Source organism: Lutibacter agarilyticus (genome assembly GCF_900188235.1).
Classification (GTDB): Bacteria; Bacteroidota; Bacteroidia; order Flavobacteriales; family Flavobacteriaceae; genus Lutibacter; species Lutibacter agarilyticus.
The window spans coordinates 387,914-414,140 of the sequence record NZ_FZNT01000002.1 but is presented as its reverse complement, the minus strand read 5'-3'; the positions used below and the strand labels follow the sequence as shown (position 1 = coordinate 414,140).

At 30.4% G+C, this 26,227-nt stretch carries 25 protein-coding genes; 10 read left to right on the top strand and 15 right to left on the bottom strand.

All coding sequences use genetic code 11. The annotated features are described in order from the left end of the window. The first annotated feature begins 52 nt into the window (after positions 1 to 52). The gene (gene gltX / locus CHB67_RS04540; RefSeq protein WP_089380552.1) at positions 53 to 1,582 is read left to right on the top strand and encodes a glutamate--tRNA ligase; all 1,530 of its coding nucleotides are present in this window, start codon (positions 53 to 55) and stop codon (positions 1,580 to 1,582) included. Positions 1,583 to 1,680: 98 nt separating this feature from the next. On the opposite strand, the gene dut is transcribed toward gltX, so the two are convergent. Genes dut through CHB67_RS04525 form a run of 3 tightly spaced genes read right to left on the bottom strand, consistent with a single transcriptional unit; the run spans position 1,681 to position 4,413 of the window. Continuing rightward, on the bottom strand, positions 1,681 to 2,112 hold the full coding sequence (gene dut / locus CHB67_RS04535; RefSeq protein WP_089380551.1) for a dUTP diphosphatase: 432 nt from the start codon (positions 2,110 to 2,112) through the stop codon (positions 1,681 to 1,683). Between the two features lie 2 nt (positions 2,113 to 2,114). After that, positions 2,115 to 2,957: an alpha/beta hydrolase gene (locus CHB67_RS04530; protein WP_089380550.1), complete on the bottom strand. Its 843-nt coding sequence runs from the start codon at positions 2,955 to 2,957 to the stop codon at positions 2,115 to 2,117. 1 nt (position 2,958) lies between these two features. Beyond that, positions 2,959 to 4,413, bottom strand: a complete 1,455-nt coding sequence (locus CHB67_RS04525) for an oligosaccharide flippase family protein (RefSeq protein WP_089380549.1) — start codon at positions 4,411 to 4,413, stop codon at positions 2,959 to 2,961. A gap of 89 nt (positions 4,414 to 4,502) precedes the next feature. On the opposite strand from CHB67_RS04525, the gene CHB67_RS04520 reads away from it, so the two are divergent. The 5 genes from CHB67_RS04520 to CHB67_RS04500 all read left to right on the top strand — a co-directional run bounded on the left by CHB67_RS04520 (position 4,503) and on the right by CHB67_RS04500 (position 8,328). Beyond that, positions 4,503 to 5,372, top strand: a complete 870-nt coding sequence (locus tag CHB67_RS04520) for a fructosamine kinase family protein (protein ID WP_089380548.1) — start codon at positions 4,503 to 4,505, stop codon at positions 5,370 to 5,372. Between the two features lie 52 nt (positions 5,373 to 5,424). Further along, positions 5,425 to 6,420 (top strand): NAD(P)H-dependent glycerol-3-phosphate dehydrogenase, encoded by a 996-nt coding sequence (locus CHB67_RS04515; RefSeq protein ID WP_089380547.1) that lies wholly within the window; start codon positions 5,425 to 5,427, stop codon positions 6,418 to 6,420. A gap of 84 nt (positions 6,421 to 6,504) precedes the next feature. Then, positions 6,505 to 6,696, top strand: a complete 192-nt coding sequence (locus CHB67_RS04510) for a cold-shock protein (protein WP_089380546.1) — start codon at positions 6,505 to 6,507, stop codon at positions 6,694 to 6,696. 159 nt (positions 6,697 to 6,855) lie between these two features. Then, entirely contained in the window at positions 6,856 to 7,383 is a 528-nt protein-coding gene (gene hemG / locus CHB67_RS04505) for a menaquinone-dependent protoporphyrinogen IX dehydrogenase (protein ID WP_089380545.1), read from the top strand. Positions 7,384 to 7,434: 51 nt separating this feature from the next. Then, a complete protein-coding gene (locus CHB67_RS04500; RefSeq protein WP_089380544.1) occupies positions 7,435 to 8,328 on the top strand; it encodes a hypothetical protein in 894 nt (297 codons plus the stop codon). Here CHB67_RS04500 and CHB67_RS04495 read toward each other — a convergent pair. Then, positions 8,317 to 9,381 (bottom strand): lactonase family protein, encoded by a 1,065-nt coding sequence (locus CHB67_RS04495; RefSeq protein WP_089380543.1) that lies wholly within the window; start codon positions 9,379 to 9,381, stop codon positions 8,317 to 8,319. The genes CHB67_RS04500 and CHB67_RS04495 overlap by 12 nt on opposite strands. 266 nt (positions 9,382 to 9,647) lie before the next feature. Here CHB67_RS04495 and CHB67_RS04490 point away from each other — a divergent pair, with 266 nt between their 5' ends. Then, positions 9,648 to 13,745 carry a PAS domain-containing hybrid sensor histidine kinase/response regulator gene (locus tag CHB67_RS04490; protein ID WP_089380542.1) on the top strand — a complete coding sequence of 1,366 codons (4,098 nt, stop codon included), beginning with the start codon at positions 9,648 to 9,650 and terminating at the stop codon, positions 13,743 to 13,745. Positions 13,746 to 13,751: 6 nt separating this feature from the next. On the opposite strand, the gene CHB67_RS04485 is transcribed toward CHB67_RS04490, so the two are convergent. Further along, on the bottom strand, positions 13,752 to 14,153 hold the full coding sequence (locus CHB67_RS04485; protein ID WP_089380541.1) for a hypothetical protein: 402 nt from the start codon (positions 14,151 to 14,153) through the stop codon (positions 13,752 to 13,754). Positions 14,154 to 14,198: 45 nt separating this feature from the next. Beyond that, on the bottom strand, positions 14,199 to 15,218 hold the full coding sequence (pheS, locus tag CHB67_RS04480) for a phenylalanine--tRNA ligase subunit alpha (protein WP_089380540.1): 1,020 nt from the start codon (positions 15,216 to 15,218) through the stop codon (positions 14,199 to 14,201). A 250-nt stretch (positions 15,219 to 15,468) separates the two neighbouring features. Between pheS and gdhA the strand changes: the two genes are divergently transcribed. Next, positions 15,469 to 16,812 (top strand): NADP-specific glutamate dehydrogenase, encoded by a 1,344-nt coding sequence (gene gdhA, locus CHB67_RS04475; protein ID WP_089380539.1) that lies wholly within the window; start codon positions 15,469 to 15,471, stop codon positions 16,810 to 16,812. 70 nt (positions 16,813 to 16,882) lie between these two features. Here the strand turns inward: gdhA and CHB67_RS04470 are convergent, their stop codons facing one another. After that, positions 16,883 to 17,275, bottom strand: coding sequence for a hypothetical protein (locus CHB67_RS04470; protein ID WP_089380538.1), 393 nt, complete (start codon positions 17,273 to 17,275; stop codon positions 16,883 to 16,885). Positions 17,276 to 17,362: 87 nt separating this feature from the next. Between CHB67_RS04470 and dinB the strand changes: the two genes are divergently transcribed. Continuing rightward, on the top strand, positions 17,363 to 18,457 hold the full coding sequence (gene dinB, locus CHB67_RS04465) for a DNA polymerase IV (RefSeq protein WP_089380537.1): 1,095 nt from the start codon (positions 17,363 to 17,365) through the stop codon (positions 18,455 to 18,457). An 80-nt stretch (positions 18,458 to 18,537) separates the two neighbouring features. Here dinB and CHB67_RS04460 read toward each other — a convergent pair whose 3' ends face one another. The 8 genes from CHB67_RS04460 to recA form a co-directional block, all read right to left on the bottom strand. Further along, complete coding sequence (locus CHB67_RS04460; RefSeq protein ID WP_245813422.1) at positions 18,538 to 19,644, bottom strand: MBL fold metallo-hydrolase; 1,107 nt, start codon at positions 19,642 to 19,644, stop codon at positions 18,538 to 18,540. Positions 19,645 to 19,672: 28 nt separating this feature from the next. Continuing rightward, entirely contained in the window at positions 19,673 to 20,458 is a 786-nt protein-coding gene (locus tag CHB67_RS04455; protein WP_089380536.1) for an SDR family NAD(P)-dependent oxidoreductase, read from the bottom strand. A gap of 75 nt (positions 20,459 to 20,533) precedes the next feature. Beyond that, a complete protein-coding gene (locus CHB67_RS04450) occupies positions 20,534 to 21,115 on the bottom strand; it encodes a TetR/AcrR family transcriptional regulator (protein ID WP_141119677.1) in 582 nt (193 codons plus the stop codon). 49 nt (positions 21,116 to 21,164) lie between these two features. Then, positions 21,165 to 22,106, bottom strand: coding sequence for an ABC transporter ATP-binding protein (locus CHB67_RS04445; protein WP_089380535.1), 942 nt, complete (start codon positions 22,104 to 22,106; stop codon positions 21,165 to 21,167). 3 nt (positions 22,107 to 22,109) lie between these two features. Further along, positions 22,110 to 23,069, bottom strand: coding sequence for a succinylglutamate desuccinylase/aspartoacylase family protein (locus tag CHB67_RS04440; RefSeq protein ID WP_089380534.1), 960 nt, complete (start codon positions 23,067 to 23,069; stop codon positions 22,110 to 22,112). After that, positions 23,059 to 23,934, bottom strand: coding sequence for a 30S ribosomal protein S6--L-glutamate ligase (rimK, locus tag CHB67_RS04435; RefSeq protein ID WP_089380533.1), 876 nt, complete (start codon positions 23,932 to 23,934; stop codon positions 23,059 to 23,061). The genes CHB67_RS04440 and rimK overlap by 11 nt, the downstream gene beginning before the upstream one ends. A 1-nt stretch (position 23,935) precedes the next feature. Beyond that, positions 23,936 to 24,382 carry an ATP-dependent zinc protease family protein gene (locus CHB67_RS04430; protein WP_245813420.1) on the bottom strand — a complete coding sequence of 149 codons (447 nt, stop codon included), beginning with the start codon at positions 24,380 to 24,382 and terminating at the stop codon, positions 23,936 to 23,938. Positions 24,383 to 24,604: 222 nt separating this feature from the next. Further along, entirely contained in the window at positions 24,605 to 25,615 is a 1,011-nt protein-coding gene (recA, locus tag CHB67_RS04425) for a recombinase RecA (protein WP_089380532.1), read from the bottom strand. Between the two features lie 96 nt (positions 25,616 to 25,711). Here recA and CHB67_RS04420 point away from each other — a divergent pair, with 96 nt between their 5' ends. Beyond that, positions 25,712 to 26,227 (top strand): DinB family protein, encoded by a 516-nt coding sequence (locus tag CHB67_RS04420; RefSeq protein WP_089380531.1) that lies wholly within the window; start codon positions 25,712 to 25,714, stop codon positions 26,225 to 26,227.

The window sequence follows — 26,227 nt, the reverse complement described above, 5'->3', positions numbered from 1 at the left end:
CTTCCTAATTACTTTGGTTAAATTATCTTTGCACTCTAAAATTATTCAGAAAATGGAAAACGTAAGAGTACGCTTTGCTCCTAGTCCAACAGGACCATTACATATTGGCGGTGTAAGAACTGCACTTTTTAATTATTTATTTGCAAAAAAACACAATGGTACATTTGTGTTACGTATTGAAGATACCGATCAAACACGCTATGTTGCCAATGCAGAACAATATATAATTGACGCCTTAAATTGGTGTAATATTCCTTTTGACGAGGGACCAGGTAAAAATGAAAAGTTTGGACCGTATCGTCAATCAGAACGTAAAGAAATTTACAAGAAATACGCTGAAGAATTAATAGCGAACGGAAAAGCTTATTACGCTTTTGACACTGCTGAAATGTTAGATTTCCACAGAAAAGATCACGAAGAAAAAGGAAAAACATTTATTTACAACTGGCACAACAGAGAAAAATTAACCAATTCGTTAACACTCACTAAAGATGAAGTTGCACAGCGAATTGCCAATGGCGAAAAATATGTAGTACGCTTTAAAATGTACGAACCCATAATTCATGGTGAAGAAGCTGTAATTGCCTCAACTGATATGATACGTGGAAATGTGAGCTTTAAAAGAGAAATTTTAGATGATAAAATTTTATTTAAAAGTGATGGAATGCCAACCTACCATTTGGCAAATATTGTTGATGACTATTTAATGGAAATTAGCCACGTAATTCGTGGTGAAGAATGGTTGCCTTCACTCCCACTACACATTGCTTTATACGAAGCTTTTGGATGGGATGCTCCTGAATTTGCTCATTTACCTTTAATTTTAAAACCAGTAGGAAAAGGTAAATTAAGCAAACGTGATGGTGATAAGTTAGGTTTTCCAGTATTTCCTTTAGCTTATAAAAATGAAGAAACAGGTGCTATTTCTAGAGGTTATAAAGAAGATGGTTATTTCGCCGAAACGGTGGTTAACTTTTTAGCTTTATTAGGATGGAATCCTGGCACAGAACAAGAATTATTTAGCATTGAAGAGCTAAGCGCTATTTTTGACATAGGTAGAGTTAATAAATCTGGAGCTCGTTTTGATCCTGATAAAACAAAATGGTTCAATCAGCAATATATGATGAAAAAAAACAATGCTGAATTGGCCGAATTATTTGCTGAAATTTTAACAGAAAAAGGAATTGTTGTAGAAAAAGAATATACTGAAAAAGTGGTTTCTTTAATTAAAGAACGCGCTACGTTTGTAGCTGATTTTTGGGATTTAAGTAATTTCTTTTTTGAAAACCCAACTGAATACGATGCAAAAGCTTCAAAAAAACAATGGAAAGAAGATACACCTGCTTTAATGCAAGAATTAGTTGCTATTTTAGATGGTATTGAAGATTTTAATTCTCAAAATATTGAAACTATTGTAAAGGAATGGATTACTTCAAAAGAAATTGGTTTTGGAAAAGTAATGCAACCTTTTAGATTGAGTTTAGTAGGAGCTATGAAAGGTCCTCACCTTTTTGATATTGCTGAAATGATTGGAAAACAAGCAACTATTGACAGAATTAACAACGCTATTACCGCCTTGTAATTCAAACTCGTTATCCTAAACTATCTAGGGTTTTATAGATATTTTAATACTAAACCTAACAGATTTTAAAAACCTGTTAGGTTTTTTTATTCAGTTTTTTAGACTCCAGTAGAACCAAATCCGCCAGCGCCACGTTCAGTTTCGCTTAACACTTCAACAACATCCCATTCGGCGCGTTCATGTTTTGCAATTACCAACTGCGCAATGCGTTCACCATCATTTATCACAAAATCTTCATTAGAAATATTCACTAAAATCACCCCTATTTCACCTCTGTAATCTGCATCTACAGTTCCTGGCGCATTTAATACTGTAATTCCTTTTTTAGCTGCCAAACCACTACGCGGTCGCACCTGCGCTTCGGTACCAACAGGCAAAGCAATAAACAGGCCTGTTTTTATAATAGTACGTTCCAAAGGTTTTAATGTAATTGCTTCTGAAATATTAGCACGTAAATCCATTCCTGCGGAAGCAATGGTTTCGTAACTAGGTAATTCGTGTTTTGATTTGTTGATAATTTGTATTTGCATAGTTATTGAATGTTATAAAGCCATTGTACAATTTCTGAAAATTCACTTTTCCAAAAGGCTTCATTATGTTGGCCTTCAGGATTGACTTTAGTTTTTAAATTTTTTGATTTGAAACCTGTTTCTAGCAATTGTTTTTCAATATTTTTGGTATCTAAAACTACATCTTCACCTTCTTTTTCACCAACTAATAAAATTAATTTTACCTTGTTTAAGTTTCCTTTTTTATTGGTAAAAATAACAACTTCATTTGAAAACCAAAAAGAAGTAGATAAAGCACCAATTTTACCAAAAACCTTTGGGTATTTCAGTCCACCGTAATATGAAATTAATCCACCTAAAGAACTTCCTATTAATCCCGTAAATTTTTGCTGAGGTTTTGTTCGGTATGTTGCATCAATATACGGTTTTAAGGTATTTACAATAAAATTTATATACAAATCGCCTTTACCTCCACCGTATTTTTTATGTAGCCAAGGAGTGTATTCATTAATGCGTTCATCACCCCCATTTTCAACCGCAACAACAATAAAACCTTTACCTGTTTTGTTAAATAATTTATTCAAACTTTCATCAACTTCCCATTCACCACTGTACGAAGTTGCTGCATCAAATAAATTTTGAGCATCGTGCATATAAATTACAGGATATTTTTTTGAAGACGTTACATAATCAGGCGGTAGATACACCCAAATTTTATGCGAGATTGAATTTAATTCTGGAATAACAAATACCTTTTCAATAATTGAAACATTAGAAGTTGCTGTGTGTGTTCTTACAGCAGTTTCCTGACCAAATAACAAAGAACTGAGTAAAAAAAACAAGAAACATGCAACCCAGTTTTTCATATTATTTTTTATTAAATATTGCCAATAAATCCTTTTTTTCTTTGAAATAAATAATTGCTGAAAAACCAGTAATTAACAAAGTGGAAACCCAAAAATTACCTCTAAAATAATTAAATGAAACCCAACAAATAACCACTGATGCAATTAAATAAATGGCTATTTTTTGAAGGTTATAATTGATAGGATAATGTTTTTTACCAATTATATAAGATACAACAGTCATACTCGCATACGCAATTAAGGTTGCATAAGCAGCAGCCATAATACCAGTAACCGGAATTAACCAAACGTTTAAAACAATGGTAATAACGGCTCCTATAATAGAGAAATACATTCCGTAACGTGTTTTATCGGTTAGCTTATACCAAATGGCTAAATTATAATAAATTCCTAAAAATAAATTGGCCAATAATACAATTGGAACAATAGCTAAAGCTCCCCAATAATTTGAATTGATGAAATGCTTTAAGATATCAATATACCCAACAATTCCAATGAAGACCAACGCGCCAATAATTACAAAATAATTCATAATTAAAGCATACGTATTCTTGGCATTTTTTTTAGAAGCTTGGTTAAAAAAGAACGGTTCAGCACCCAATCTAAAGGCCATAATGTATAAATTCATAAAAATGGCCAATTTATAACACGCACTATAAATTCCCATTTCATAAGCTCCAATCATTCGTTTTATTAAAAATTTATCTAAATTTTCATTAATTACATAAGCCAATCCAGCCACCATAATTGGCCAACTGTAAGCTAAAATTTTCTTCAACAATTGAACATCAAACTGGAATTTAAATTTCAATAAATACGGTAGTAATAATATAAATGAAATGGCACTTCCTAAAATATTGGCAATAAAAATAAAATTAACTTTTGAAGTACTATTGTAGGCGTTTTCAAAAAATGCTGGAAACCCAACTCCTTCTTCTAAAAAGATAGGTATATATCTTAAAAACAATAAATTAACCAAAACAATCACACCTACGTTAATCAGTTTTATAACCGCATATTTTATGGGACGGTTGGTGACGCGTAAATAGGCAAATGGCACCATAGAAATGGTGTCTAATGCTAAAATTCCGATAAATAATTTTAGGCGTAACGGATTATTTTCAAAATCTAAAAATTGCTGAAAAAAGTCGAAGAAAACACCTATTGACACTACAAAAAGCACAGCAACCACCAACATACTTATAAAAGTAGTAGCAACAATAGCATCCTTTTTCTTTTCGGTATTGTAAAACCTAAAAAAAGCGGTTTCCATACCAAAGGTTAGCAACACAGCAAAAAGTGCTGCCCAAATATAAAAATCACTATTTACAGCATACTTATCTGCAGCAAGCGCATCCGTATGAACACGTACTAATAAAAAATTAATTACGCGCGGTAAAACTGCGGCAATTCCATAAATAACAGTATCTTGAAAAAATCGTTTAAGTGTGCTCAAAAGTGCATAAAATTAACTGGATAAAAGTACAAAAGTATTGATGGAATACAACATTTAAATTTTATTGAATTATATTGTATTTTTCGGTTATGAAATTACGACTTCAACAACATATAGAACAGCTTTTACAAAACTATACATCAACTAAGAGTAATTTTAACTGGCAAACTATTAGTGGTGGCTCTATTAATGAAACTTATAAAGTAAGTACAACTACACACACATTTTTTGTAAAATTAAACTCAGCTACTATTTTTAAAAATGGTTTTAAAGAGGAAGTTTTAGGATTGCAGTTTTTAGAAAAAAACAATGCTTTAGTTCCTGAAATTATTTTTGAAGGAAATTTTGAAAATGACATATTTTTGGTATTAGAATGGGTTGAAAATGGAGAAAAAACTGCTAATTTTTGGAGAAACTTTGCAGAACAATTGACAAATTTACACCAACAAACCAATACTAAATTTGGATTAGATCATTCTAATTCTATTGGAGAATTATTTCAAAAAAACAATTATTGTGAAACCTTTTCAGACTTTTTTATTGAAAACAGATTAAATCCTCAAGTAAAATTAGCATTTGAAACTAACAAACTTCAACAAAAACATTTAAAACAATTTGAAGAGTTGTATGCTGAAATACCAGCTATTTTCCCTGTAGAAAAACCAAGTGCTGTACATGGTGATTTATGGAGCGGAAATTTTATATGCTCAAATAACGAAAAAGCAGTTTTAATTGATCCTGCAGTGTATTATGGGCATAGAGAAATGGACATTGCTATGTCGCAACTATTTGGTTGGTTTTCTACAGAATTTTATCATAATTATCAAGAAATTTTACCGTTAGCACCTTGTTTTAACCTTCGGAATAACTTTTACAATTTGTATCCACTATTAGTGCATTTAAACCTCTTTGGAAAATCGTACTTAGGAAACATTGAAAATATTATAACTAAATTTTAAGAGCGCTATTTGTGTAAAATAGTTACTTTTACCCCATAAAAAGTAATATATCATGAGTAAACACCCTAAAATTGCCGTTTTTGGAGGAGGAAGTTGGGCTACTGCAATTGTAAAAATGCTCTGTGAAAATTTAGATGAAGTTGGATGGTACTTGAGAAGTCAGAGTGCCATAGATTATATAAAAGAAAACGAACACAATCCTAATTATTTAAGTTCGGCGGAATTTGATGTAAATAAACTTCTTTTATCTAGCGATATAAATGAAACCGTTAGCTATGCTGATATTTTAATTTTCGCCATTCCTTCAGCATTTATAAAAACAGAATTAGATTTAATTACCGTAGATTTTTCTTCAAAAATTATCTTTTCAGCAATTAAGGGAATTATTCCTGAAAGCGGATTGATAGTTGGTGAGCATTTCAACCAAAAATTAAATATTCCGTTTAGCAATATTGGGGTAATTTCAGGTCCTTGCCACGCAGAAGAAGTCGCTATGGAACGATTATCGTACCTAACAATTTCTTGTAGAGATTTAGATAAAGCTGAGTTAATGAGCAACTATTTATCGAGTCATTATATCAAAACAAAAACTTCTGACGATATAATTGGTATTGAATATGCTGCCATGTTAAAAAATATTTTTGCAATTGCTGCTGGAATTGCACACGGTTTGGGCTATGGAGATAATTTTCAAGCAGTATTAATGTCAAATTCAATTCGTGAAATGAAACGTTTTATTAAAAAACGCCATAAAATGAAGAGAAACATTAATAATTCAGCCTATTTAGGTGATTTATTGGTTACTGGATATTCTATATTTAGTAGAAACAGAATGTTTGGTAATATGATTGGTAAAGGATACACTGTTAAAAGCGCCATGATGGAAATGAGTATGGTTGCTGAAGGCTACTATGCTTCAAAAAGTGCGTATTTATTAAACGAAGAAAACCCTGCCAATACACCCATAATAAATGCTGTATATGCTATTTTATATCAAAATAAAAACCCTAAAAAAATCTTTAAAAAATTGACTGAATTAGTGGATTAAACACTGATTTTCAATTTTTTTCAATAAAAATGTGCATTCAATTCAAATAATACTACCTTTGTAGTATAATATTATTATTTAACAATGAAAAAAGGTACAGTAAAATTTTTCAATGAATCTAAAGGTTTTGGATTTATCATTGAAGACGGATCAAGCACAGATTATTTTGTTCACATCTCAGGACTAATTGATGAAGTTAGAGAAGGTGACGCAGTAGAATTTGAACTTAAAGAAGGTAAAAAAGGTTTAAACGCAGTAAATGTAAAAGTAATATAAGTATATTATTTAAAACTTTTTAGAAAGTAAAGCGCTCCTTGTTAGGTGCGCTTTTTTTATGCTTTTTACTTTCATTTTAGTTGACATATATCATACAAAACAGCTATATAATTTATTAATTTTAGAGTGCTGCTAACTAAACTCTAGCACATTTTTTATATGGCTACTAAAACTGCTCTTTTGTATGCAACCATTGATGGTCAAACATTAAAAATATGCAATACCATTGTTACTGTTTTTAAGGAAAACAATGTTGCTATTGACCTGTTTTCTATTGAAGAGTTCAATAAAAAAATAACTGATTATGATAAAATAATTATTGGATCGAGCATTAGATACGGTGTACATAACGAACAAATAATAGCTTTTATAAATGCAAACAAAGACCAACTTGACACGATTAAAACTGCTTTTTTCTCGGTAAATTTAGTGGCTAGAAAGCCTGAAAAAAACGAGGCAAATACCAATCCGTATGTAATTAAATTCTTCAAAAAAAACGATTGGAAGCCAACTATGAAAACTGTTTTTGCAGGGATGCTAGATTATAAAAAATATAAGCGTTTTGATAGAATTATGATTCAATTTATTATGTGGATGACCAAAGGTCCAACTGATAAAAACACCAAAATTGAATACACCAATTGGGAAAAAGTTACTGCTTTTGCTGAACAAGTTTGTAAATTATAAATCAACATAAATGTTTAGTATCTTTGAAGTTCATGTAATTAAATTCATTCTATGAAATTAACATATACTTGCATCATTGCACTTTTTTTTGTTTTTATTACCAAAGCACAAGAACGTTATTTAATTGAAGAAACTGATAGTATACAATTATTTGAGACCTATTTATCAAATACATCAGTAGGAAATGTTTTTCCAACCATCTATAAAAATGGCTTAATTTATGTATCTGACTATAAAGCTGAAACCTACAGGTTGTACTACTCTGATTTACAATCAAAATCAAAAAAAATAAATCTAGGTGCTAGGTTTGATTTTGGTGCTGCTTCAACATTCAAAAATGAGATTTACTTTACGGGAATCTCTAAAACAAAGGACAGTACAGGCTATTACAATTCAACTATTTATAAGGGAATTATTGAGGATCAAAAAGTATCTGGTATTGAAAGTTTATCTTTTTGCAATAAAAATTATTCATATACCGACCCTTGTATTTCAAAAAACGGAAACCACTTAATTGTTGTTAGTACCGAAAGAAAAACCATTCATATTATGGAATACGCAAAAAACGACCTAGGTAAATGGATTAAAAAAGGAGTGGTTTATATTTCGCATCCCGATTTTGATATTATAAATCCAACCTATTTTAATGAAAATACTATTTACTTTTCATCTAATCTTTCTACTAATAAAGACAGACCTGTAAACTATACTGTTATTAAAGCTGGAAAAGATTATATTACAAAAGCCGTAAGAGGTGCAGGCGATTTTAATATTTTTAAAATTGAAAGAATTGATGGCCGATGGTCATATCCTAAAAAGGCTAACGAATTTAATTCAGAATTTGACGAATTAGGTGTTGTTTTTGATTCAGAAAAAAGCGGCTATTTAACCTCTTTTAGGTATAATAGCAATGATAATATTTATTATTTTAAATTAAAACAATAAACACACTGGCGCTGAAGTAGTTTCGGTATATAAATAGGTTAATGTACCCGTATTTTCACCTACTTTATACACACTAATATTATTACTTCGTCTATTGGCTACTAATAAAAATTTGCCATTAGGAGTTAACGTAAAATTACGTGGCCAATCTCCTTCAACAAATATTGATTGAATTTTTTCAAGCATTCCGTCTTCTGTATTACGTTTGTAAACAACAATACTATTCTCTCCCCTATTTGAACCATATAAGAATTTTTCATCTTTAGATAAATGAATATCGGCACATGCATTCATTCCAATATAGCCATCTTTTAACGTGCTAATAGTCTGAATTTCGGTATAAGTACCTACTGCACCTTTTTTTAATGCAGTTATGGTAGAATTTAATTCATTTATTACATAAATATAATTACCACCTTTTGAAATATCAAAATGTCTAGGACCCGCTTTAGGTGCCATATCATAATTTTTTTTCAATAAATAAGAACCTTCATCTTCAACATATTGCGCTAAAAAGTCACGACCTAAATCAGCTACAAATAAGTTATTATTCAAAAATTTAGCAGAATGCGCGTGTGATTTTATACCTGGCGTATTATGATCAATTACCTGAAAGGCATCTTCAATAGTTCCATTAGTTTGGTTTATATTACAAACCGCAATAGTACCTCCACCGTAATTAGAAACAACCAATTTTGTGTCGGCTTCATTTAATTGAATATGGCAAGGCCCATCTCCTCTACTGCTTACTGAATTTAAAAACATCAACGAATTATCATTTTGTACAGCATAAGCATTTATAAACCCTTTTTGGTCATCAGTTTTACTAGTGGTATACAAATACTTTCTATTAGATGAAATAGCTAAAAAAGAAGCATTTAAAGCCTCTACAGCTAGTTTTTTATTAGTTAACTTACCTGTTTCGCTATTAAAATCGTAATAGTAAATTCCTTTACTTCCTGATTCGTTATAAGTACCCACATAAAGTGGAATATTTTGGGCTGATAGTACTTGTAAAAAAAATACAAATAAAAAGGTAAAAGAAGTTTTCATATAGTAAAAAGCTAATATTTAAAAGCTAAAATACTTAATTTGATATGAATCAACAGCGCTTGTTTAAATTAATATTGATGAAAATCGTCAAAATACTGAATTTCAAGGTTAAATTGTTATATTTAATAAAATTATAAGGTTAATATGATGACAATTATCATTCAACATTTTTTTCAAAAAGTTTAAATTTGAATTACTCTTTCATAAATTTAAGACTTAAACTTTCGTAGTATTTTTTATAAAGTTTATTAAAAAAAACCTCAACAATGCCGCTGGAACAAAACTATATAGAAAAAACACTACAATTTATATCATCACATGGCTATAAAAGTTCTGGTATAGAATTACTTCAAGAAGTTTCAACATTTTTATCTCAGTTATTGAAAATTAATTACGTATTTATAAATACATATTCTATTGACGAACCCAATTTGGTTAAAGTAGCTGTTTTAAATAATAAAGGCGTTTTTGGACCGAAATTTTCATATAATTTAAGTAACACACCTTGTGAAAATGTTATTAATAAAAATTTATGCATTTATTCAACTGAAGTTCAACAAAAATTTCCAAAAGATAACTTTTTAATTGAAAATAATATAAACAGTTATATTGGATTCCCTTTGTGGAGTTCAAAAAAAGAGCCTATTGGACTCATTGTTTTAATGGATAGTACACCTTTTAAACATTTAGAAACCATAGAAGCAATTATTAAAATTGTTGCTCTTAAAGTTGAAAAAGTCCTTGAAAATTTAATTTTCAAAAAAATAAAAAAACAAAAAGAAACTGAAATTCATGAATTAGCCAATTTAACTTTTGAAGGCATATTGGTACATACAAAAGGCATTGCATTTGATTGTAACAAAGCATTTAAAGAAATGTTTGGATACAAAAAAAAGGAACTTTTAGGTAAAGATGTAATTACACTTTTATTTCCAAAAAACTATCAGGAATTAATTCAAAAAAAATTAAAAAAAAGTTATGCTGCTCCGTATGAAGTTGAAGGAATAAAAAAAAATGGAGAAGTGTTTTCTGTTGAAATTGAAGCTAAAAATGTTGCCTATAAAAATGGGACGAAAAGAGTGGTAGCTATAAGAGACATTACACACAAAAAAGCTGTTGAAAAAAAATTAAATGAAAGCAATACCCAATTTAAAACAATAATTGAACAAGCTGGTGACGCCTTATATATCTCAGATTTAAAAGGAAATATCTTAAAAGTAAATAATAAATCATGTGAACAAACTTTATACAGTAAAGAGGAATTACTAAAAATGAATGTGCTAGATATTGATACTAAACACATTAACACTAAAGATCTTCAACATTTTTGGGTAAATCTACCTTTAGAAAATTCAGTTACTGTTGAAAGTAAACACAAACGCAAAGATGGCACTATTTTTAATATTGAAATTAGAACTAGACACACAAAATTAAATGGAGAATCTTTAATTATAGGCTTGGCTAGAGATATTTCAGAAAGAAAAAAAAGAGAAACTGAAAATATTAAACTTTCTACAGCTGTAGAGCAAAGTGAAAACGTAATTATAATTACCAATTTAAATGCTGAAATAGAATATGTAAATCCAAAATTTACCCAATTAACAGGTTACACTTCAAATGAAGCTATAGGTAAAAACCCTAGTATTTTAGGTTCCAAAAGTCAGCCAAAAGAATACTATAAAAAAATGTGGGAAACCATTTCCGCAGGTAATATTTGGAAGGGTGAATTTGAAAATAAAACTAAAAGCGGTAAACATTTTTGGGAAAATGTAACCATAACTCCAATAAAAAATAAGTTTGGTAAAATTGTTAATTACTTAGCAATTAAAGAAGATATTACCGAAAGAAAAAACGCAGAAAATAATCTTAAAAATGCTTATAAAACTATAAAAGATAAGGAAGATTATTTAAGCCAGATTTTACAAACTGCTAATGAAGGTTTTTGGATTATTAACAAAGATGCAATTACCATAAATGTAAATGAAAAATTATGTAAAATATTAGGCTTAAAAGAACCTGAAATAATAAATAAATCAGTATTTAATTTTGTAAATAAACAAGGGGCACAAACCTTTAAAACCGAATTAGCAAAACGAAAAAAAGGACTCTCTTCTAGCTATGAAATAGACTTATTAAAAAGCGATGGAACTTTAGTTACTTGCCTTTTAAAACCTTCACCACTTTACAATAAAAAGAAGGAAATAATTGGGTCTTTTGCTCTTATAACTGATATTTCATATATAAAAGATTCTCATCGAAAACTAGAAACAAAAAATAATGAATTAATTGAAATTACTCAAAAGTTATCACAAAAAAATAAATTATTAGTAACTAGTGAAAATAAGTATCGAAATTTATTTGAAAAAAGTCCGGTTGCACTTCTTGAAATTGACTTTGAAGAAGTAAAAAAACACATTGTAAACAAAGGTATTAAACCTGAAGACTTAGATGCATATTTTATTAAAAATCCAGACTTTTTTAAAGAATGCTTAGCTAAAGTAAGTTTAAAAAGCGCAAATGAAAGTACCTTAAATCTTTTCGGAGCAACTCATATTGAAGACTTTGCCAAATATTTAAGAGAAGGACCTACTGAAAAAGAAGTTGATGAACTTAGAAAAGATATTATTGCGGTTGTTTCAAATGTCAAAAATTATGCAAATGAAACAGAATTAGAAACAATAAATGGTACTATTATTTCCGTAATCATCAATTCTGAAATTGATACAAATGGAAAAGCAATTGTTTCTATTATTGATGTTACCGCTATTAAAAAAGTAGAAAATGAATTAAAATTAGCAAAAGAAAAAGCTGAAAGAAGTGATGAACGTTACCGATTGGTAAACACAGCCACTGGTTTAGGTATTTTTGATTGGGATATCATTTCAAATAAAATTTATTATTCTAAATATTACAAACGTCAACTTGGTTATGAGCCTCATGAACTTGAAAATACGATTGATGTATGGAAAAACTTATTACACCCAGAAGATTTTGAAAAAGCAACTAATTATATTGATGAATATTTAAAAAATCCTGAAGGTCAATATATTTCTGAATTTAGATTACTACATAAAAGTGGTAAGTATATTTGGATTTTAGCCAGAGCAGAAGCATTGTTAAATGAAGAAGGAAAGCCAATACGATTATTTGGTTCGCACAGAAATATTACGGTGCGTAAAAAAGCCATTTTAAAACTTGAAGAACAAGCTGTTGAATTGTTGAATGCAAAAGAACAAGCAGAAGAAAGCAACCGATTAAAAACAGAGTTTTTGAACAATATGTCGCACGAAATACGAACTCCAATGAACGGTATTTTAGGTTTCTCAGAACTCTTAAATAATCCTGAACTTTCAGATACTAAAAAAAGTTATTTTATAAATATTATTCAAAATAGTGGAAAACAATTACTACGTGTTATTGATGATATTTTAGAAATTTCTAGGTTAGGGACACACCAAGTAAAAGTAATTGAAAAACCCGTTTGTTTAAACGATTTATTACTTGAACTATTCTCAATTTTTGATATCAAGGCAAAAGAAAATAAAATACCCCTGTACGTTAAAAAAGGGTTAACAGATGCTGAAAGCACCATTTTAACCGACAAATCCAAACTAAATAAAATTATAAGTAATTTACTAGAAAATGCTTTAAAATTCACCAATAAAGGTGAAATAAGGTTTGGTTACACCTTAACAAATACAAACTTGGAAATTTTTGTAAAAGACACAGGTATTGGTATCGCACCTGAAAAACAAGAAATTATTTTTGATAGGTTTTCACAAGAAGAAAAAAATCTCGCTCAAAATGTGGGTGGTTTAGGTCTTGGATTGTCTATAGCAAAAGAAAATACTGAGTTATTAGGAGGTGAAATTTCTGTGAAATCAAAAAAATGGGAAGGCGCTACTTTTATGATTTCGTTACCCTATAATCCTGTAGATAAAACTTTGAAAGAAAAGAAAAAAAATGTAGCTACTAAGGAAAAAAACACCATTCTAATTGTTGAAGATGAAGAAGTTAATTATCTTTTTATTGAAATATTATTGACTGAAAAAATAAGTATTGATTGTGATTTATTGCATGCTAAAAATGGGGTTGAAGCCATTGAAATGTGTAAAAATAGCACCATTGATTTTGTGTTAATGGATATTAACATGCCCGTAATGGACGGACTTGAAGCAACAAAAAATATAAAGAAAGACTTTCCTAATTTACCTATAGTAGCTCAAACAGCTTACTCAACCAGAGAGGATAAAGAAACCGCTTTAAATGCTGGCTGTGATGATTTTATAACAAAGCCTATTGATTTAAATAAACTAAAAGCAGTATTATTTAAATACTTATTAAAGGACGAAATAAAAGTTTAAATAGGCTTATTTTATTAAAATACCTCGTTTATTTAACAAAGGTACATTGCGTAAATTTCCTTCTTTAATAATTCCTTTTTCAAACAAATATTTTTTATCGTACATTTTTGAACCTTCAAAAAAAGTAACATTAAAAAAATTAGCTAGTTTTAAAACATCCTCTTGTAATAATTCAACCTTTGCATACGATTGTGCTGGTAGCTTTTCAATTTTATGCCTTAAAACTGCGGTTTCAAGTAATTTATCTTCGTCGTATCCTTTAGAAACAATAAGCACCATTTCTAAATCAACAGTTTTATTGTTGATAATATAAGCGTTCCAATCGTCACATTTAAATTCGTTGTTGTACTCTTTAACAACAGCCATAAAAACGTTTGATACTTCTGGTAATTCAATATCTTTCTTCATAATTACTGGTAAAAAAAATTCCGCTCTAGAGCGGAATTTAATAATTTATATTACTGATTTAAATTGCTCTAAGAAACGTACATCGTTTTCATAAAACATTCTAATATCAGGTATCTGATATAACAACATTGCAATACGTTCAATTCCCATACCAAATGCATATCCTGAGTAAATTTCAGGGTCAATATTGGCATTTTTAAGAACATTTGGATCTACCATACCACAGCCCATAATTTCAAGCCAACCTGTTCCTTTTGTAATTTTATAATCTGTTTCCGTTTCCAATCCCCAGTAAATATCGACTTCAGCGCTTGGTTCTGTAAATGGGAAATAAGATGGACGCAAACGAATTTTAGATTTTCCAAACATTTCTTTAGTGAAATACAACAAGGTTTGCTTTAAATCGGCAAAAGAAACATCAGTATCAATATACAAACCTTCAACCTGGTGAAAAATACAGTGTGCACGTGCCGAAATATCTTCGTTTCTAAACACTCGACCTGGTGAAATGGTTCTAATAGGTGGTTTGTTATTTTCCATATAACGTACTTGCACTGATGATGTATGCGTACGCAATAAAATATCTGGATCAGTTTCAATAAAAAACGTATCCTGCATATCTCGTGCTGGGTGATATTCTGGTAAATTTAAAGCGGTAAAGTTATGCCAATCATCTTCAATTTCTGGACCTTCAGAAACGGTAAAACCAATTCTTGAAAATACATCAATAATTTTGTTTCGAACCAAAGAAATTGGATGACGAGAACCTAACTCAATAGGCTCAGATGGTCTTGTTAAATCACCGTAAAACCCTTTATCTTCAACGGCGTTTTCAAGTACTTCATTTAAAGAAGTTACTTTATCTTCAGCAGATGTTTTTAGCTTGTTTAGTGCTTGTCCAAAATCTTTACGTAATGCAGCATCAACATTTTTAAATTCAGTAAATAAGTCTTTCAACAACCCTTTACTTCCTAAATATTTAATTCTGAACGCTTCAATTTCTTCTTTTGTTCCAGCATTAAATGAAGATACTTCACCAATAAGTTCTTTTACTTTATCTAACATTTTGTGTAAAATTAAGGTGCAAATTTACACATTTTTATTGGTATTCAAATTACAGAAACAAATTCAGAAACAAAGAAGTTTTTTGTAACTAAAATCACTTAACATATTTGTATAGACAATGTATTACGAAAACGTTTTAGTTTTCGTTAATTATTTCGTTAATACTTGTTTGTATTTTTGAGGATTATTCATATTTTAAGTATATTTGTGTAGTAAATTGTATAAAAAATAACATAATACGTCATAAATTATGGAATCAAAAATAAAAGAGTTCATGAATTTGGTGAAGCAACGCAACCAATTTGAACCAGAATTTTTACAAGCAGTGGTAGAGGTAGCCGAAACGGTTATACCATATATTGCTAGTCAGGAAATTTACAATGGCAAAAATATTTTATTAAGAATGTGTGAGCCAGAGAGAGTATTGATGTTTAGAGTTCCTTGGATTGATGATACGGGGGAAATTGTAGTAAACAGGGGATTTAGAATTGAAATGAATTCGGCAATTGGACCTTACAAAGGTGGTTTGCGTTTTCATCCAACTGTAAATTTAAGCATTTTAAAATTTTTAGCTTTTGAACAAGTGTTTAAAAACGCCTTAACTACATTGCCAATGGGTGGTGGTAAAGGTGGCGCTGATTTTGATCCTAAAGAAAAGTCTGATGGTGAAATTATGCGATTTTGTCAAAGTTTTATGAGTGAATTATTCCGTCATATTGGTCCAAATACAGATATTCCAGCTGGAGATATTGGCGTAGGAGGAAGAGAAATTGGATACTTATTTGGCATGTATAAAAAACTTAGAAATGAATTTACAGGTGTTTTAACAGGCAAAGGAATGTCTTGGGGTGGATCTTTAATTCGTCCTGAAGCTACAGGTTATGGTACGGTGTATTTTGCACAAAGTATGTTAGCAACTAGAAAAGATACTATTAAAGGTAAAGTTGTAACTATTTCTGGTTCTGGAAATGTGGCACAATATGCCTGTGAAAAAGCAACACAATTAGGTGCTAAAGTAGTAACACTTTCTGATTCATCAGGCTATATTTATGATGAAGATGGGATAGATGCTGAAAAATTAGCATTTGTAATGGAGCTTAAAAATAAAAAACGAGGTAGAATTAGCGAATACTTAACTAAATATCCAAAAGCTAAGTTCTTTAAAGGAGAAAGACCTTGGGCTGTTAAATGTGATATTGCGATGCCTTGTGCAACTCAAAATGAAGTACATATTGAAGATGCCAAAAAGTTATTGGCAAATGGCTGTTATGTTGTAAGTGAAGGAGCTAATATGCCTTCAACTCCTGATGCAGTTCACGCATTTCAAGCTGAAAAAATTATGTACGCTCCAGGAAAAGCATCCAATGCAGGTGGAGTTGCAACTTCAGGGTTAGAAATGTCTCAAAACTCTTTACGCATTGTTTGGACTCGTGAAGAAGTTGATGAAAGACTACAAAAAATTATGTCAAATATTCACGAAAATTGTATTAAATACGGTACAAAAAGCGACGGTTATATAGATTATGTAACGGGTGCAAATATTGCTGGCTTTGTAAAAGTAGCAGATGCAATGTTGGCTCAAGGAGTGGTTTAACTGAAAAATAAGACTCAAAAAAAGGGTGCAATATTGAATTGCACCCTTTTATATTTGATTGAAATTAAGATTACATTCCTACTAACTTCATTGCTTTTTGCAACAAATCAGGATTGCTTTTAATATAATCCATTACTTTTTTAGTTAACGCTGGATTATCCATAATATACTTTATAATTTTACTTTTTGATGTAGGGTTTTTGCTAATTACTTTAGCCATTTCCGTAGCAGTATCAGGATTGTTTTTTAAATAATCAATCGCTGTATTTTTTAATTCAGGGTTTTCCATCAATTGTTCTTTCACTTTTTCCTGCACTTCTGGAGTTTCAAATAATGCTTGCATTTGAGTAGCATTAACATCTGTAGTACTTGGCATTTTTACGCTCGGTAGTTTTTGAGCATTCACTGAATTTGAAAAACCAATAAAACATACCATGGTCATCATTAATAGTCCTTTTTTCATAATAGTTATTTTTAATTAGTATTGATAGTGGGCTAATGTACAAATTTTTTATATTTAATGCAGCTATCAAAAGATAGCTGTAAATTTATGACTGAAGAATACACATATCGAAAAATAATTCATGTAGATATGGATGCTTTTTATGCTTCAGTAGAGCAATTAGATAATCCTGAATTAAGAGGAAAACCCTTAGCTGTAGGTGGTGCAAGTGAACGCGGTGTAGTTTCCGCTGCAAGTTATGAAGCCAGAAAATATGGTGTTCGATCTGCAATGAGCGGCGTTTTGGCACGTAAAAAATGTCCGCATTTAATATTTGTAAAACCTAGATTTGAACGCTATAAAGAAATTTCACAAAAAATTAGAGCCATTTTTTTTGACTATACCGATTTGGTGGAGCCGCTTTCTTTAGATGAAGCTTATTTAGATGTTACCGAAAACAAAAAAGGGAATCCCTCAGCTAGTTTAATTGCTAAAGAAATTAGAAAACGTATTGCTGATGAATTGCATTTAAATGCTTCCGCAGGAATTTCAAACAGTAAATTTGTGGCTAAGATAGCTTCAGATATTAATAAACCTAACGGGCAAAAAACTATTCCGCCAGAAGAGGTTATCGATTTTTTAGAAGCATTACCCATTGAAAAGTTCTTTGGAATTGGAAGAGTTACCGCAGCAAAAATGTTTAACTTAGGTATTTTTACAGGAAAAGATTTAAAAGCTAAAGATGAAGCATTTTTAACAGCTCATTTTAAGAGCTCTGGAGCCCATTATTTCAACTTAGTGCGAGGTAATTATCATAGCAAGGTAAAACCAAACAGAGAACGAAAATCTGTTGCAGCCGAACATACTTTTAAAACCAATTTGACCTCTGAAATTTTTATGCTAGAAAAATTAGAACAAATTTCTGAAGAATTAGAACGACGTTTATCTAAATCAAAAGTTTCTGGAAAAACAATTACCTTAAAAATAAAATACAGTGATTTTACCACACAAACACGTAGTAAAACGTTACCATTTTTTATTAAAGAAAAAGCGGTGTTGTTAGAAACTGTAAAAGAACTATTGTTTCAAGAAAAAGTACAAAACTCTGTTCGTTTACTAGGAATATCAGTTACAAATTTAAATATTCATTCTAAAAAAAAACCTGAAAAACCTATTGATGTACAATTGAAATTTGAGTTTTAATAAACCTTATCGTTCCTTTGAAAACAAGGATCCATAACTTGAACAGAAAATTAGAGAATGTTGTTTTAAATGCGAATATCTTATTTCTTTATTTTTGAAACCCACCATGTGCTTGATGGGAAATTGTCCTGATTTAAAACAATACCTTCACCAATAATTGGTGTGGTAATTTTTACGTTTAGTTCATTCGCTTTTGCGGTAGCTCTAACAATTGGGTCGTCCCAACTATGTAACGAAAGTTTAAAACTTCCCCAGTGAATTGGCATTACCAAGTTGCTTTTAACATCAATACTTGCTTGTATGGTTTCTTCTGGAGTCATATGAATTTGAGACCATTGCTCGTTGTATTGCCCACATTCCATCATTGTAAAATCAAACGGACCGTATTTCTCCCCAATTTCTTTGAAGTGTTTTCCGTAACCACTATCACCACTAAAGAAAATAGAAGAAATAGCTGATTTTAACACCCAAGAACACCATAAGGTACTGTTTCTATTGGTTACACCTCTACCAGAAAAATGACGTGCTGGTGTAGATACAAATTCAATTCCCTTGAAATTTATGCTTTCCCACCAATCAAACTCTGTAATTTTATCAGCAGCAACTCCCCAAGAAGTCAAATGTGCTTTAATTCCTAAAGGAACATAAAATTTAGCAACCTTATCTTTTAATTGCACTATTGAACCATAATCTAAGTGATCGTAATGATCGTGTGAAATTAATACCACATCAATACTTGGTAGAGAATCTATAGCAATTGGCAATTCTTTTTGAAACCTCTTTGATCCTAAAAATGGGTGAGGAGCAGGAACATCACCTAACATTGGATCAATAAAAATATTCAATCCTTCCAATTCTACAAAAGCTGCAGAATGTCCAAACCAGGTTATTCTAGGTGCTAAAGGTTTATTAGAAAAAAAAGATTTGGTCAACTTTTCAATTGGTAAATCAACTGCAGGTGTTTTATTATTTCCATCAGTAAAAAACTTAGGAATGGTGCTCCACTTAAATCCTGTGCTTTGTAATGTTTTTTCTGCGTTTTTAAATGCTCCGTTTAAAAAGTTGGGTGATTTCCTAATACGTTCTAAACTTAAATCATTTGAATTTGCACCAAATTGAGGACTCACATTGATAAAAGTAACACCTACAAGCGTAATAACTCCAACGATAGATATCATTCCAATCATAATTTTTTTTATTAGTTTGAATAGCTTTTTAACCATTTTTTACTTCTTGTAATTTTCTTGTCATTTTCAACACCATTTTTTTAGGACTAAATGGAATGCTACCAATCATTATTTTTTGCTTCATAGTAAGCCCTGATATAACATCTAATTTTCCTTTCAACATAGCGTTATAACCATCTAAAGCAACAGAAGTAGCTGAAGCAGTATCTTTAAATATTTCTGTTTTATCCATTCCCGAAATATTTCCAAATTCAGTTTCAGTTGCGCCAGGCATTAAATTAGTAACAGTAACGTTGGTATCATGCAATTCCTCGGCAATAGCATTGCTAAAAGAACTTACGTATGCTTTAGTCGCAAAATATACTGCCTGTAATGGACCAGGCATTAAACTTGCAGTAGAAGAAACATTTAGTATTTTTCCATTATTTCGGTTCACAAAATCTGGTAAAAATAATCTAGTTAATGATGTTAATGCTACAATATTTAGGTTGATCATTGATATGTGTTGTTCGAGTGATCGCTCATGAAATTTACCAATACCACCAAAACCAGCATTGTTTATTAAGTAGTTAATTTCAATCTCTTTTTTTTTCACTTCTGTATAAATTTCAGTAGTTGCATTTACAATAGATAAGTCTTTTGAAATTACTTCAACGTTTACTTTAAACTGTTGTTCAATTTCATTTTTTAAAGCAATTAATTTATCTTCTCTACGAGCTACCAAAACTAAATCTCCACCATTTTTTGCATGAATAATGGCAAATTCTTTTCCAATTCCGCTTGATGCTCCAGTAATTAATGCTGTATTATTCATGTAGTTGATTTTTAGTTATAATTATATCTTTTGACTGAGTATTCACTCAATAATTTGTTCAAATTTTTTTAATGGTTAAGGTTTTAACGAGTTATAAAACATTTCCCAAGCCTGTTCTAAAAATAATGTATCTGTTTTTAATTCAGGTTTACATCGTAGTTGATTTACCATTGCTACAATCATACCAAACATCATATTCATGATAAAAATGGTGTCGGTATTTTTTACAAATCGTTCTTGTTTGTACGTTTCAATGTAGTTGCAAAACCACGCGTACTTTTCAACAATATCTGGATGACTTTTAATTTTTTCAGAATAGATAGAATTGTCTGCCTGCCTAAGGAAATCGAACTTTAACGGGTTTTCTAAGCCCCATTTCCAAGAATTTAGCCAAATTAAACGCAACTTACTTATCCCTGCTTTTAAGGTATCTACATCTTTTAAAACACTGCCTGTGAACTCCATTTTTAAGTCAACATACAGTTGAACAATTAAATCGTCTTTGGTTTTAAAGTAATGAAACAAAATTCCAGCACTCATACCTGCCTCTTTTGTAATTGCAGAAGTAGGAGTTGCGTGAAAACCACGCTCAACAAAAAGTTTTGTTGCTGTTTCTAAAATTAACAGTCTTTTTTCAAATTTAGATTGAGTAATCACTCAACAAATGTACTGTAAATTTTTAAAACAGGTACATAAAGTTTAAATTTTAATGAATTTTTAAGAAAATGCTTGCGCCTGTTTGAAGTTGTTCCGTATGTTCAAAAAAGAGGGTGGTTCCGTTTAAGTTTGATTCAATTAAATAAAAACTTCCTTTAAAATAAGAATGAAGTACCGTTGCTTTTATACTAGATTTAGGTACAACTGTAAGTTGATTTGGGTACACCAATTTTGTTGCCTTACTTGTAGAATTCTTATCAATTGCTGCTAATGGAATTTCATTTATTTCATTAAAAAATGAAGCAACGTAACTTGAGGTTGGGTTGTTATAAACTTCTTCAGGTGTACCAATAGTTTCAATTTTAGTATCTTTTAAAACTATAATTTTATCCGCAAAAGAAAGTGCATCAGTAGTATCATGCGTGGCTACCAAGCACAAAATATTTTTTGATTTTAAATATTTAAATAAACTTCTACGTAATTTATTTTTTCTGAAATTATCAATATGACTAAAAGGCTCATCTAACAATAAAACTTCAGGTTCTTTTGCTAGTACTTTTGCAATTGCCACGCGCTGTTTTTGACCACCACTTAAATTTTTAACCTTTGTTTTTAAAAACTCAACCATATCAACAACGTCTAATAATTCGGCTATGCGCTGGTTTCTATGTTCATCTAAATAAGAAAGGTTTTTACCAATATTATCTTCAACAGTGGTGTAGGGCATTAAATCGAAGTCCTGAGGTAAATATTTCATAAAATCTTCACCAGGAATTAAGTAAAAATTAGGGCCTAAAAGCTTCTTTTCGTTCCAATATACAGTACCTTTATCAATATGCAATAAGCCGTAAATAATTTCTAATAAGGTACTTTTTCCACAACCACTTTCACCAACAATGGCAATATAGTCACCTTTATTAGCCTGAAAACTAATATTTTTTAATACTTCTTTTGAAGTGTAACCAAATGATATGTTGTTAACTTTTAACACTTTTTATTCGAAGCCTATGTGTAATAAAGCATCACCTTGAATAACAACTGGTGAATGATTTGAATTTAAAATATATCCTTCTTGTGGGTTTTTAAAAACCTTTTCATAAGCACCATAAGGATCAGAAATACTACCCAGTCTAGCTCCTTTTTCAACTTTTTGACCTGCACTAATATAGGATCTATACATACCTGAATGCGTAGCTCTAATCCATTTTGAGCTTTGAATTACAACAGGTGGATTTTGAACCAAAGGATCTAAAATTTGTGAAACATGTTCGCGTAATCCTAAAAAATGCATGACATTTAATGCACCTTGAATACCAGATTTTGTGACTTTTTTATCAAGATTCAAGGATTTTCCTCCTTCAAAAAGCAGTACTTTTTTACCTAATTTAACCATAGAATTTCTAAACGTTTTTTCCTGACTTTTACTAAACACAATAAAAGGAGCACCAAACACTTTTGCTAATTCTAGGGTTGCTTCATCAGTGCCATTTATTCTTACTTGAGAATAATTAAAACGTTGCGCACCACCAGTATGATAATCTATACAATAATCTACCTTCGGAATCACTTCTTTCATTAAATAATAAGCAAATTTACTTGCTGATGAACCTGTATTAGAGCCAGGAAACATTCTGTTTAAATCTCTTCCGTCAGGAAACTCTCTTGATTGATTTAAAAAACCAAAAACATTTAATAACGGAATACAAATAATAGTTCCTTTATTAGGCTTGTGTTGACCAGAAGCAATGAGCTGACGTACAATTTCTATTCCATTGGTTTCGTCGCCGTGAATACCTCCAATTAACAATAAACAAGGACCATCAACCTTACCCCTTGAAACAATAACAGGTATGTCAATTTTAGAGCGTGTAGTTAAACGCGCAATATCCATATTAATTGTAACGGTTTCTCCTAACTCAACCTTTTTATTGAGAATTTTAAACTCACTCGGCATGACGTTCAATATAATGAATAATTTTACCTGCTATATCAATTCCTGTAGCTTCCTCTATACCTTCTAAACCTGGTGAAGAGTTAACTTCTAAAATTAATGGTCCGCGCGCAGACTGGAGTAAATCTACCCCAGCAACACCTAAGCCCATAACTCTAGCAGCTTTTAAAGCTGCATTTTCTTCATCTATAGAAAGTTTTACAATTTCTGCGGAACCACCACGATGCAAATTAGAACGAAATTCTCCTTCTTTACCTTGTCTTTTCATAGCGCCAACTACAACACCATCAACTACAAAAACACGAATATCAGCACCTTTTGATTCTTTGATAAATTCTTGAACAATTACACGTGCTTGTAAACCGTTAAAAGCCTCTAATACTGAAGTTGCGGCTGTATGTGTTTCAGCTAAAACCACACCTAAACCTTGAGTACCTTCTAAAATTTTAATAACTAAAGGTGCTCCGCCAACACTTTTTATAACATCCTCTACATTTTTTGAATAGTTTGTAAAAACTGTTTTAGGTAATCCTAAACCGGCTCTAGACAATACTTGTAAACTTCTTAATTTGTCTCGTGAACGCATTAGCGCTTGAGATTCAACTGCAGTAAATACTTTCATCATTTCAAACTGACGAACAACAGCAGTTCCAAAAAAGGTAACAGAAGCACCAATTCTTGGTATTACAGCATCAACACCTGTTAATAACTCTTGTTTGTAACGTATGGCTGGTTTTTTCTTTTCAATGATAATATCACACTTGGTATGATCTACAATTAACATTTCGTGATTTCTTTTTTTACCAGCTTCTATGAGCCTTTTGGTAGAATATAAATTTTGATTTCTAGATAAAACAACAATTTTCATTTTATTCGTTTTTTTTGTTTAAATTTTTATATGATAGATTTTTTTTAGCAGTGTCAATAATAAATTTTTTAGACAAAAATTTTCTTCCTAAAAGAACAGGGTAAGTCATTGATCCACGCTCTGTTAATGACAATTCAATGGTATGAATTTCATTAAAAATAAGAATATCCGTTTTTATTATAAATCTACTTTCTGTTATTCCATTTGAACTTTTTACATTTTTTTGAATAAATTCTTTAAATGTAAAATATTTATCGTGGTATTTGTGGTGTTTTGGGTCTAAAAATTGACATTTTAATACATTGTTAACAATTTCTATATGATGACAATGAAAACTTGATGTATACGCTCCTGTATCAATCTTTATATCAATTCCAAATAATTCCAATCCAGGAAAATCAACAATATCGGTTCTGCCAAGTAGTATTTTTATTGGTTTCGTTTTCAAAAAATAAAGTGTTAGTTACTAGCTTTAAAAAAATCGTATTTCAAATTTATAATAATTTGTCAAAATTAGACTAATATTAAGAACATCAAAACTTTTAATAATTTATATTAAATTTTACTTGTAAAATACTGTTATAAAATAGTTTATAAACAAAATTGAATAAAAAAAGGAGGTAACTTTAAATGTACCTCCTTCTAATTTTATAAATATTAAGATTATAAATTAATCTTCCTGATTATTAATAAAATCTTTGATTTTTGTTTCTAATTCTTCAGCTAATTCAGGATTGTCTAAAATTAATCCTTTCACAGCATCACGACCTTGACCTAATTTTGTTTCGCCATAGCTAAACCAAGAGCCACTCTTCTTTACAATTCCAAACTCAACAGCTAAATCTAAAATTTCACCCGTTTTTGAAATTCCTTTTCCATACATAATATCAAATTCTGCAATTTGGAAAGGTGGAGCTACTTTATTTTTCACCACTTTTACTTTGGTACTATTACCAATAACTCTATCGCCATCTTTAAGCTGCGTTCTTCTTCTAATATCTAAACGAACTGATGCATAAAATTTTAGTGCATTACCACCCGTTGTAGTTTCAGGATTCCCAAACATAACGCCAATTTTTTCACGTAATTGGTTGATAAAAATTACCGTACAATTTGTTTTATGAATAGTCCCTGTTAGTTTACGTAAAGCTTGTGACATTAAACGTGCGTGTAATCCCATTTTTGAATCACCCATTTCACCTTCAATTTCACTTTTAGGTGTTAAGGCGGCAACTGAATCAATTACCACAATATCAATAGCGCCTGAGCTAATTAAATTATCAGCAATTTCCAATGCTTGTTCACCGTGATCTGGTTGAGATATAATTAAATTATCAATATCAACCCCTAAATTTTGAGCATAAAAACGGTCAAAAGCGTGTTCAGCATCAATAAAAGCGGCAATACCACCGGCTTTTTGAGCTTCAGCAATTGCGTGTAATGTTAACGTAGTTTTACCCGAAGATTCTGGTCCATAAATTTCAATAACTCTACCTCTTGGATACCCTCCAACACCTAAAGCTAAATCTAATCCTAAAGATCCTGTTGAAATAGCTTCAATATCACTTATAGCAACATCTCCCATTTTCATTACAGTTCCTTTTCCATAGGCTTTATCTAATTTATCAAGTGTTAATTGTAATGCCTTTAATTTTGCAACTTTTTCTTTGTCTTCTGCCATAATCTTTTAAAATCTATTAATTTATTCGATGCTAAAATATAAAAAAGTATTGACTATATTTAGCCTTTGTTTATAAAACTATTAACTGTTTTTAATATGAAAAAATACACCCTATTTTTACTAATTACCCTTTTAACTTATTTAAATATGAATGCGCAAAACGATGTTATTTCGGCTTTTTTACTGAAGTGGGAAAATTCTAAAAATTACTTATTAGAAATTGCTGAAGCAATGCCTGAAGAAAGTTATAACTACAAACCAACTGAGCGTCAAATGACGTTTATGGAGCAATTAATTCATATTAGAAATAATATGATTTGGTTAAGTGAAACAAATTTTGTGGATTCAACTTACATGAAATCTGAAAAAATAAATCCAAAAACAAAAGCTGAAATACTTCAAGAATTAACCATTGCTTTTGATAAGGTTACCAACATTGTAAAAAATGTTCAGCTAAATGATTTAACAACTGAAGTAGATTTTTTTGCAGGAAGAAAAAGTAAATTGCAAATTTTAAACTTATTGCAAGATCACGTTACACACCACCGCGGACAAATAATTGTATATTTGAATTTAAATAACATTCAACCACCAAAATATGTTGGTTGGTAA